The organism is Flavobacterium sp. (assembly GCF_020217025.1).
In the GTDB taxonomy this organism is placed as follows: domain Bacteria; phylum Bacteroidota; class Bacteroidia; order Flavobacteriales; family Flavobacteriaceae; genus Flavobacterium.
Genome location: NZ_JAIWOF010000196.1, coordinates 1 through 10,000, shown reverse-complemented (window position 1 = coordinate 10,000; position 10,000 = coordinate 1). Strand labels below are relative to the sequence as shown.

At 30.0% G+C, this 10,000-nt stretch carries 10 protein-coding genes; 5 read left to right on the top strand and 5 right to left on the bottom strand.

Annotation, left to right across the window (positions count from 1 at the left end; translation table 11 throughout):
• Positions 1-2,092, bottom strand: a 2,092-nt coding sequence (locus LDL23_RS10140; protein ID WP_291265593.1) for a tetratricopeptide repeat protein, incomplete at its 3' end; no start/stop codon positions are given.
• A gap of 188 nt (positions 2,093-2,280) precedes the next feature.
• On the opposite strand from LDL23_RS10140, the gene LDL23_RS10135 reads away from it, so the two are divergent.
• From LDL23_RS10135 to LDL23_RS10120, 4 genes are read left to right on the top strand one after another with little or no spacing between them, the layout of a single operon-like run.
• Positions 2,281-2,964, top strand: a complete 684-nt coding sequence (locus tag LDL23_RS10135) for an ATP-binding cassette domain-containing protein (protein ID WP_291265592.1) — start codon at positions 2,281-2,283, stop codon at positions 2,962-2,964.
• Positions 2,965-3,861, top strand: coding sequence for a glycosyltransferase (locus LDL23_RS10130; RefSeq protein ID WP_291265591.1), 897 nt, complete (start codon positions 2,965-2,967; stop codon positions 3,859-3,861). It begins immediately after the preceding gene.
• The gene (locus tag LDL23_RS10125) at positions 3,854-4,585 is read left to right on the top strand and encodes a bifunctional 2-polyprenyl-6-hydroxyphenol methylase/3-demethylubiquinol 3-O-methyltransferase UbiG (RefSeq protein WP_291265590.1); all 732 of its coding nucleotides are present in this window, start codon (positions 3,854-3,856) and stop codon (positions 4,583-4,585) included. The genes LDL23_RS10130 and LDL23_RS10125 overlap by 8 nt, the downstream gene beginning before the upstream one ends.
• 2 nt (positions 4,586-4,587) lie before the next feature.
• Complete coding sequence (locus tag LDL23_RS10120; RefSeq protein WP_291265589.1) at positions 4,588-5,523, top strand: glycosyltransferase family A protein; 936 nt, start codon at positions 4,588-4,590, stop codon at positions 5,521-5,523.
• Here LDL23_RS10120 and LDL23_RS10115 read toward each other — a convergent pair.
• Positions 5,520-5,924, bottom strand: coding sequence for an FdtA/QdtA family cupin domain-containing protein (locus LDL23_RS10115; protein WP_291265588.1), 405 nt, complete (start codon positions 5,922-5,924; stop codon positions 5,520-5,522). The genes LDL23_RS10120 and LDL23_RS10115 overlap by 4 nt on opposite strands.
• Positions 5,902-6,720, bottom strand: a complete 819-nt coding sequence (locus tag LDL23_RS10110) for a glycosyltransferase family 2 protein (protein ID WP_291265587.1) — start codon at positions 6,718-6,720, stop codon at positions 5,902-5,904. Before LDL23_RS10110 ends, LDL23_RS10115 begins: the two co-directional genes overlap by 23 nt.
• 76 nt (positions 6,721-6,796) lie before the next feature.
• Between LDL23_RS10110 and LDL23_RS10105 the strand changes: the two genes are divergently transcribed.
• On the top strand, positions 6,797-7,942 hold the full coding sequence (locus tag LDL23_RS10105; protein ID WP_291265586.1) for a glycosyltransferase: 1,146 nt from the start codon (positions 6,797-6,799) through the stop codon (positions 7,940-7,942).
• Here the strand turns inward: LDL23_RS10105 and LDL23_RS10100 are convergent.
• Positions 7,919-9,205, bottom strand: coding sequence for an O-antigen translocase (locus LDL23_RS10100; protein ID WP_291265585.1), 1,287 nt, complete (start codon positions 9,203-9,205; stop codon positions 7,919-7,921). The genes LDL23_RS10105 and LDL23_RS10100 overlap by 24 nt on opposite strands.
• 2 nt (positions 9,206-9,207) lie before the next feature.
• Positions 9,208-10,000: DegT/DnrJ/EryC1/StrS aminotransferase family protein (locus tag LDL23_RS10095; RefSeq protein WP_291265584.1), on the bottom strand; the 793-nt coding region annotated here is incomplete at its 5' end.

Here is a 10,000-nt window from a genome sequence, read left to right as displayed (position 1 = left end):
CTTTGTCTACATAAATTAGTCGTGCAGTTGAAACGGCTTCGATAGATTCAGGTGAATTTGGATATTCAGCTACTACTTTTTTGAACTTAGTAATTGCTAAATCTTCCTTGTTTCCGTTGTAATAAATTAATCCTTGTTTTAAAATCGCTTTTGCTACATACGAACTCGATTTGTATCCGTTGATTAATCTATCGTAAGTTGCAATTCCTTTATCGTTTTGGTTTTGATTTACGTAAGTATTTCCTAATTCATACAAAGCATCATCCGCATATTGCGAGTTTGGAAACGTTTTTGAGAATTTCTCTAAATCTTCAATTTTACGATCTGGTTTGCTTACAAATCCGTAACTGATTCCTTTTTGGAACGCTGCATAATCCGCATCCACACTTTTCATATCGATAGCTTTGTTGTACGCATCCATAGCTGGCCAATATTTTGCTGCCATAAAATTACAATCTCCTAATCTCAAATAGGCATCCGTTAAACGAACTCTATCATCTTTAGCCGATTTTGTATAAGTATCAAAATATTGAATTGCATTTTCATATTCTTTCAACTTGAAATACGAATACGCTAAGTTGTAATTTGCATTAGCAAACTCAGGCGTATTTGAAGCTTCAGCCGAATTTAAAAACTGTTTGAAACTCAATTTTGCTTCTTCAAATTGGTCTAAATTGTATTCGGTTTCTGCTTTCCAGAAAGTTGCTCTCGCGGTGAATTTTGCATCTTTATTTTCGGCTAACGATTTTTTAAATAAGGCATAAGCCCCTTTATAATCACCATCAGTATACAATTCTAAACCTCTGTAAAACGTTACTTTTTGATAGGCTAATTTATTTTCTGGAGATTTATTTTTTTCCAATAAAACTAATGCTTCTTTATAGTTTTTCGAAGTAATATACGAACTAATCAACAACGTATTGATTTCGGATTTGTAAGGCGTATTTGGATATTTCGCCATGTAATCATTCATCACTTCTGGAACCGATTTGTATGGATTTCCGATTTCGTAACTTAATTTTGCATAATTCAAATACGCATCTTCTTGAATTTTCAAATCAAATTCCATTTCAGAAGCCGTTTTGAAAGCGTTTAATGCTTGTTGCTTTTTATCGGTTTTCAAATAACTTTCTGCTAAATGATAATACGCATTTTGAGCAACACTATCATTTCCACCAATAATTTTATTGAATTGAGAAATGGCGTTTTCGTAATCTTTTTGTTGGTAATACGTGTAACCTAATTGGTAAAAATCGGTATTCGTCCATTTTCCCTTTTTACCATTATAAGCCAATAAATAAGGAAGCGCTTTGTCGTATTGTTTTAAATTGAAATAACTTTCTCCTATGATTTTCGATAATTCACTTTTTTCTTCACCTTTTGATTTTGGCATTTGTTCTAAACCTAAATCAATAGCTTTCTGGAAATTTCCAAGCTTGAAATTCATATCCGCTTGGAAATAGCCCATTTTTTCTTTGTATTTGTCTTGGTCGGAAACTTGCTCGAAATATTGATTCGCGCTTTTGTAATCATCGGTTTCATACGACATGTAACCTAAATAATATTTCGCCTGACTTCCAAAAGTCTTCGAATTTACTACTTGGTTGAAGTATTTTGTAGCTTCTTTCGTGTTTTTAGCTGTGAAATAAGCATATCCTTTTTGGAAATTATATTTTTCTCTTTCGGCTTGCGACATATTATTCGAATCCGCTTTATCAAACCATTCTAGAGATTTTGGATAATTTCCTTGATCAAAATAGTAATGCGCTACTTCAATATACGCTTGATTCGTTTTCGTACTCGTTGGATAATCTTCTACAAAACTTTCTACCAAAACGTCTGCTCCCATTTGGTCCAAACGAATCGCACAATTGGCAATATAGTAAGCACAATCTGATTCTACTTCCATATTATCGGTTTTCGGTTTTACTTTATCGAATAGAATTTGAGCTGCTTGATACTGTTTGTCTTTGTACAATTCTACAGCGCGATTAAACTCAGTTAATTCGTGCGTGTAAACAGAAGTTTGTTGGGCTAAAAGTGTTCCCGAAAAAAACACCATTAAAAAAGAAAGTTTTAAATACTTTATCATGTGATTCGTTATTTATAAGTTCCAAATATAAGGCTTATTGTAAGTATTAACGAAGGTTCTTAACATATTATTGTACAATTTTTGAACATAGTTTTTAACCAAACACAATAATTTTAATCGAAATTGGTTTAAAATTTTGATACAGAACCATAAGTTATTACTTTTACATTTTAAAATCCAATTTATATATGTCGCAATCAGTTCTATCCTTAAAAAATGTAACGATTTATCAAGATAAAAATCCAGTTTTAACCGATGTTAACATTGATGTAAAACATGGCGAGTTTCTTTATTTAATTGGTAGAACAGGTTCTGGAAAAAGTAGTTTCTTAAAAACGCTTTACGCAGATTTAGCTTTAACCGAAGGCGAAGGAAGCGTCGTAGACTATGATTTAAAAACTTTAAAAGAAAGCGATATTCCGTATTTGAGAAGAAAATTAGGAGTTGTTTTTCAAGATTTTAAATTATTATCTGACCGAAGTGTGAAAGATAATTTACTTTTCGTTTTAAAAGCAACAGGTTGGATTGAAAAAGCTGAAATGGATGCTAAAATTGAAGAAGTTTTAGATAAAGTTGGCATGAAAGGATTTGCTTTTAAAATGCCACACCAGCTTTCAGGCGGAGAACAACAACGTGTAGGAATTGCAAGAGCTTTATTGAACGACCCGGAATTAATTTTAGCGGATGAACCAACAGGAAACCTTGATCCACAAACTAGTGTTGAAATCATGGAAGTACTAAGAAAAATTAATGCAAATGGAAAAACCATTTTAATGGCAACTCACGATTATGCATTGGTTTTAAAATACCCATCAAAAACGTTGAAATTTGAAGGTGGAAAAATGTTTGAAGTAGTTCAAAGAACGGTTTAAATGTTATCGATTTTAATTCCTACATATAACTACAATGTTTATCCATTAGTTACGGAATTAAAAAGTCAGGCTGATGCTCTAGGGATTGCTTATGAAATCTTAGTTCAGGATGACGCTAGCAAAACTTTCTTACAAGAAAACTCTGAGATCAATCTTTTACAGCATTGTTCTTACACTTTAAATCATGAAAATTTAGGTAGAGGAAACAACATCAATTTATTAAATAATCGAGCGCAATTTAACTATGTTTTAATTATGGAAGCGGATGCTTTTCCAGAAAAAAAAACGTATTTACAAGGCTTAATTGCTGCTATAGATAAAAAAACACAAGTCTTATTTGGCGGTGTAACTTATCCCAATCAAAAACCGGAAAAAGACAAACTACTTCGCTGGAAATATGGTAATGAGCGCGAAAGTATTTCATTATCGGAACGTTTGAAAAACCCTTATCATTTTGTGTTTACTTGGAATTTATTACTCAAAAAAGAGTTGCTTTCCAACTATCATTTTCCTTACAATGTAAAAGATTATGGATATGAAGATGTGGTTTTTATCAAACAATTAAAAAACAATAACATTCCTATTCAACATATTGAAAACCGATTAGTTCACTTTAATACAGAAACTAGTTTAACTTTTATCGAGAAAACCGAAAAAGCAGTAACTACTTTGAATCAGTTGATTATAAGTAACAAATTAGATTTGAAAGACACCAAAATTGGGAAAGCTTACCGATTCGTTCAGTTTTGGCAACTTGATAGTGTGATTCGTTTTTTGTTTAAAAAACTTTCGAAACAGATGATTGCTAACCTTACTTCTTCTAATCCGAGTTTGATTATTTTAGATTTATACAAATTAGGTTACTTTTGTTTACTCAATCAAAAACAACATGTATAATTCGTTAAAAAATAGTCTAACCCGATTTATTCCTAAAAAATTACTTTTTAGAATCGAACCTATTTTACGAAAATGCTATGCGATTTTTAAAAAAGGGAGCAACCATGAATGTACTATTTGTGATTTCAAAGCTTCAGATTGGGTTCATTTACCTAATCACGACTTACTTTGTCCTAATTGCGGAAGTCTTTCCAGAGATCGCCGTTTGTGGCAATTAGCAAAAGAGAACTATATTAAAAGTGATATTCAAATTTTAGACTTTTCACCTTCTCGACCTTTGTTTCGAAAATGGAAAAAAGAAAAAAACATAAAATATATTGCATCTGATTTATCTGGAGATTTTATTGCTGACGTTACTTTCGACATTACTCAAATTCCAGAACAAGACAATCAATTTGATTTAATCATTTGTTATCATATTTTAGAACATGTTATTGATGATGTAAAAGCAATGAGTGAATTACATCGCGTTTTGAAACCTAATGGAACCGCTTTGATTCAAACACCATTTAAAGAAGGTGAAATCTATGAAGATTATTCAATTACATCAGAAGCTGAGCGATTATTGCATTTTGGACAAGAAGATCATGTGAGAATTTATTCGATTGATGGATTGAAAAATCGTTTAGAAAATTCAGGATTTACTATTGCTGTTAAGCAATTTGAAAAAGACGCTTATTTAGGGTTTTCTGATAAGGAAGTTATACTTTTTGCAACCAAATAAACATGCCAAAAATATCAGTCGTCATACCACTTTACAACAAAGGTTTCATCATTTCAGAAACCTTAAACTACTTATTAGTTCAAACTTTTACAGACTTTGAAGTAATAATTGTAAACGATGGTTCGACAGATAATGGCTTTGAAATTGTTTCGCAATTTTCAGATAATAGAATCCGATTATTTCAACAAGAAAACAAAGGAGCTGCGGCTGCTCGTAATTTAGGAATTGAAAAAGCTACTGGAGAACTAATTGCTTTTTTAGATGCCGATGATTATTGGTATCCTAATCATTTGGAAGAACTTTTCAGACTTTATAACGATTTCCCAAATTGTGGTATTTATGGAAGTCGGTATTTCATGAAAATTTCCAACAAGAAATCGTTTAAAACTACTTATTCTCCATCGGCTTCTAATGATTTCAGAGGCATATTATCTGATTTTTTCAAAGCAAGTAAAGCATACCGAGTTGGATTAACTTCTGCCATTGCTATTCCAAAATCGGTTTTAAAAAACGATTTTCTTTTCAATTCAGAAATTAGTAGCGGTCAAGATTTAGAATTATACACTAAAATTGCAATTGAAAAACCAGTAGCAATAACCAATTTATTTACTGTTGAATATAATTTTTCATTAGACAATCAATTATCAAAAACGCCTATTTCTAAAAAGAAATTAATGGATTTTGACCAATTTCAAAAAGCAGAAAACAAAAATGAAAACTTGAGAAATTTTCTCGATTCTTATCGTTTAGAATATGCTTTGCAATTTAGAATTGCTGGAGATTTAGAAAAATCAAACTTTTATTTAAAAGACATTACTTCTAAAATTCCATTCAAAACAAAAGTCTTATTGTTTATGCCTAGCTTTATTTTGCGTTTCCTTTTAAAGACGAAACATTTATTAAAAAAATACGGGATTGAATTTTCAGTGTATCATTAAACTTTTGCCGCAAGAAAATCCTCAAACTCACGTATATAATCCTCTTCAGAAAACACATCCGAAGCAATTACTAAACAAACAGCACCAGAAGAAAAATTCTTCAATTCACGCCAAATTCCATTCGTTATTAAAAGACCTTCAAAAGGTTTGTTAAGTGAAATTGTTTTTTGTTGATTCCCATCGTTTAAAATCACATCGAAACTTCCTGAAAGTGCAACTAAAAACTCATATTGTTCTCTATGAGAATGTCCGCCACGTTCAGCTCCACTAGGCACATCATACAAATAATAAACGCGTTTGATATCAAATGGAATTACATCATTTTCAATTACCGAAAGATTTCCTCTAGGGTCTTCAATCTTTGGAATAGAAAGTATTTTACAATTTTGTAGCGTTGACATAAGCTTTTTTTCCTTTAAGCGCTTGATTAAATAGGTAATAAACTTGAGTAAAGTTAATTTTACTTTGTTTTAAATCAAAAAATAATTTCAAAGCTACCCAAAATAAATACATTTTACCAAAAATGCGATAAAAAACAGCACTTTGTACAAAATATAATTCTGAACTACTTGTTTTTTCTCCCGTTGATAAATCGGAATGAATTAATATTGTTTTTGGTACAAAACCTATATTCAAACCTTCTTTTATAACATCAGAAACAAAAATAGCTTCTTCTCCCATGTAAAATGTAGATCCCAAGCCAAAATTATCATCAAACAGTACACCTTTGGATTTGATACTATCCTTTTTAAAAACCAATTCAACCGAAGATGCATTTAATATTTCAAAATTTGAAAGTTTTGATAAAAAACGTTTTGGATATTTTTTGGGAAAATTTCCATTTTCATTTTCATACTGAAATCGAAAACCATCATGATTAGGATTGGAATTGAATGCATTTAACACAAAATTTTCAAAACTCGATTGAAAAACCACATCATCATCAGTTAAAATAACCAAATCTTTAGAAGCCTTTTGTAATGCTAAATTTCTGCTTTTAGACAATCCTTTATCAAAAGAATTGATTACTTCAACATTTTCAAAATCAGATTGTAATAATTTATCTGGAGTCGTTTGATTGATTACTAATAAATTAAAATTTGAAAAATCAGAAAATACAAACATCGCTTTCAAAAAATCGAAATTAGTTCGATTCATCGTGGCAATTAAAATTTGAATATCCGTTTTTTGATACATATTTAGCAATTGTACTATATTTACACAAATATAGCGATTAGTGATTAGTGATTAGTGACTTGACTTAGATTTATTTATGAAAATACTATTACTTGGTGAATACAGCAGACTACACAACTCTTTAAAAGAAGGATTAGTAGCGCTTGGTCATGAAGTCACAATTGTGGGTTGTGGTGATAAATTCAAGAAATTTCCAGTTGATTATTCTATTTATGCTCGAATATGTAACAATAACAAAACAGCTAATTTTCTATTTAAAAGCATTCGAAAAGTCTCAAATCTAGATTTAGAAAAAATTGAAAAAGCGATTCGATTTTATTTTCTATTATCCGAATTTAATAAGTATGATCATTTACAACTGATTAATTCTGATGCTTTAGAAACGTATCCAATTTTATCACGTTTTTTATATAAAAAGCTGTTCAAAAAAATCAAAAGTCGAAGTTTATTAATTTGTGGTGATGAAGTTCCTGTCGTGGATTATTGGTTTCAAAACGAACTAAAATATTCGGTTTTAACTCCTTATTTTCAAGACAAATCTTTGGAAAAACATTTTCAATTCCCTTTAAAATATCGAAAAGAAAGTTATCGAAAAACCTTTGAATGGTTGAATAAAAATTGTAAACAACTAATCACATCTGATTTAGATTATGAAATTCCGATGCAAAAAATGGGATTTTCAACCACGTTTATTCCAAACCCAATAAATACGGATAAAATTGTTTTTCAACCTTTAGAAAACATAACTAAAATCGTAATTTTTCTTGGAATTAATCGATTGAGTTATCTTAAAAAAGGAATTAATTATTTCGAAAAAGCTTTAGAAATCGTTCGAAAAAAATATGCTGATAAAGTAGAAATAATTGTGACTGAAAACCTTCCGTATGATGAATATATTTCCATTTACAACAAAGCACATATTCTACTAGACCAAGTTTTTGCTTACGATCAAGGCTATAATGCTTTAGAAGCTATGACGAAAGGAAAAGTGGTTTTTACTGGTGCTGAAACCGATTTTTTAAATCAGTATCAGTTGCAAGAAGATGAAATTTGTATTAATGCATTACCTGATGAAAACAAAATTGCAGCAAAGCTTTCCTATTTAATTGAACATCCAGAAAAAATAATAGAAATTTCTGAGAATGCTCGAAATTTTATCGAAAAAGAACATGATTACAAAGTTATAGCTGGGAAGTATTTAGGTTGTTGGTTTAAAGAATAATGTTCTGAAATAAATAACTAAAATAAAAAAATAAGCCGCATAAGTTATTGCATAAGCCATTACAGCGCCTTCACTTCCTAACTTTGGAATAAGAAAATAACTCGAGTAAAATAAAATTGTAAATGAAATAATCTCCGTTACAAAATAGCCTTTCATTATTTTTTTAGCATAAAAACGAATTCCTAAAATCAAAGATAATGCCTTGAAAAAATCACCTAAAAGTTGCCATAAAAACAAATCTGAAACCAACTCAAATTCTTTTGTTAATAAAACTTGAATTACAAAATGCCTTAAAAAATAAATTACAACTAATCCAATCCCAAAAATTGAAATTATGCCTTTGTAAAATACAAATGTTAGTTTGCGTTCTTCATCTAATGATTTTGCTTTTGTGAGTTCTGGTAAAAAATAAAATGTTATTAAAGTAGTAACAAACATCATATAAAACCCTGATATTCGTTGCATTGCTTCATAATGTCCCGCAGCATCTAATGATGATTCTTCACTTATTAAATTCCTAATAAAAATATAAATAATTGGCCCTACAACCGCCGAAAAAAGCGTCATTAATCCTAGCGGAAGTAAGTGATTTATGCTTCTAAAATCTATTTTTTTATTTTGTAAAATTAATCGCAAAGAAAAATGTTGTCCAAAGTAATATCCCGAAAATAAAAACTGAAATATTGACAATACTGAAATCGAAATTAAAGCTCCATTGATACCATATTTCCACATTAAATACAAAGAAGTGAGTAACCCAACAACATAACTAAAAATAGAAACGTAAGTAACTTTTTTGTACTCACTAAAACCATTTAGAATGGCTACAAAAAACAAATGTAGTACTTGAAAAGGGATTACAAAAGCAATAAAATTTAATATAAAATAATAATTAGAACTAGAACCAAAAATTTGTTTTCCAAAAAATCCATTTCCAAGAAAAACTAAAAAACTCAGAGCTAAAGATAAAATGAAAAAAAACCAAAATAAAGAAGTTACCCAATGGTTTAATTGTTCTTTACTTTCTTGATTTTTAGCACTGTTTTGAACTATTCCATTTTGCAAACCTAAAATTCCGATATTTTCGAGTGTAGATGTAAAATTCCTAAGATTACCCATTAATGCCATTCCTGAAGGTCCAATAAAATAAGCAATTGCCTTAGAAGAAATAAAACCCGATATCAAACGAACTAAAATACTTACACTATTTAAAGTTGCCGCTTTAAATAATTGATTTTGAAGTGTTTTCTTTAAAATATTCAAAATTAATAGTTATTTAAAGTGGTTATAATGTGTTGAATTTCGGAAGCTTTTAAACCCGAATTCAATGGAATACTCAACACTTCTTTATGAATTTTTTCGGTAATAGGAAACGACATAGTATTCCAATTCGCTAAAGCTTTTTGTTTATGTGGTGGGACTGGATAATGAATTATCGTTTCAATTCCGTTTTCTTTCAAATAATTTTGCAAATCCATTCGATTGGAAGTTCTGATGACGAACAAATGAAACACGTGATTTTGAGATAAATCCCAATTTGGTATAATGATTTTATCATTTTTTATTTCCGAAAGATAGCGTTTTGCCATACTTCTACGAAATTCATTTTCCGAATCTAATTGTTTCAATTTGATATTTAAAAAAGCCGCTTGTAGTTCATCCAATCTTGAATTAAAACCAATAATTTCGTTTTCATATTTTACTTTTGAACCATAATTTCGCATGGAAAACAAAACATTTGCTAACTCATCATCATTGGTTGTAATAGCACCTGCATCGCCTAAAGCTCCTAAATTTTTTCCTGGATAAAAACTAAACGCAGCAGCATTCGATAAATTTCCTGCTGTTTCATTTTCTGAAAACTGACTTCCATGTGCTTGCGCGGCATCTTCAATAACTAATAAATTATGCTTTTGAGCGATTTCATTAATAGCTTTCATTTCGCACAATTGACCATATAAATGAACTGGCAAAATAGCCTTAGTTTTCGATGTGATTTTAGCTTCAATTTCTTCCGGATTAAGATTGTAAGTTGCTAATCGAGGTTCCACTAAAACA

Bases quoted from the DNA above. Each gene is read 5' to 3' on its own strand.
- LDL23_RS10135 (WP_291265592.1), top strand. From the start codon at position 2,281: ATGTCGCAATCAGTTCTATCCTTAAAAAATGTAACGATTTATCAAGAT.
- LDL23_RS10130 (WP_291265591.1), top strand. From the start codon at position 2,965: ATGTTATCGATTTTAATTCCTACATATAACTACAATGTTTATCCATTA.
- LDL23_RS10125 (WP_291265590.1), top strand. From the start codon at position 3,854: ATGTATAATTCGTTAAAAAATAGTCTAACCCGATTTATTCCTAAAAAA.
- LDL23_RS10120 (WP_291265589.1), top strand. From the start codon at position 4,588: ATGCCAAAAATATCAGTCGTCATACCACTTTACAACAAAGGTTTCATC.
- LDL23_RS10115 (WP_291265588.1), bottom strand. From the start codon at position 5,924: ATGTCAACGCTACAAAATTGTAAAATACTTTCTATTCCAAAGATTGAA.
- LDL23_RS10110 (WP_291265587.1), bottom strand. From the start codon at position 6,720: ATGTATCAAAAAACGGATATTCAAATTTTAATTGCCACGATGAATCGA.
- LDL23_RS10105 (WP_291265586.1), top strand. From the start codon at position 6,797: ATGAAAATACTATTACTTGGTGAATACAGCAGACTACACAACTCTTTA.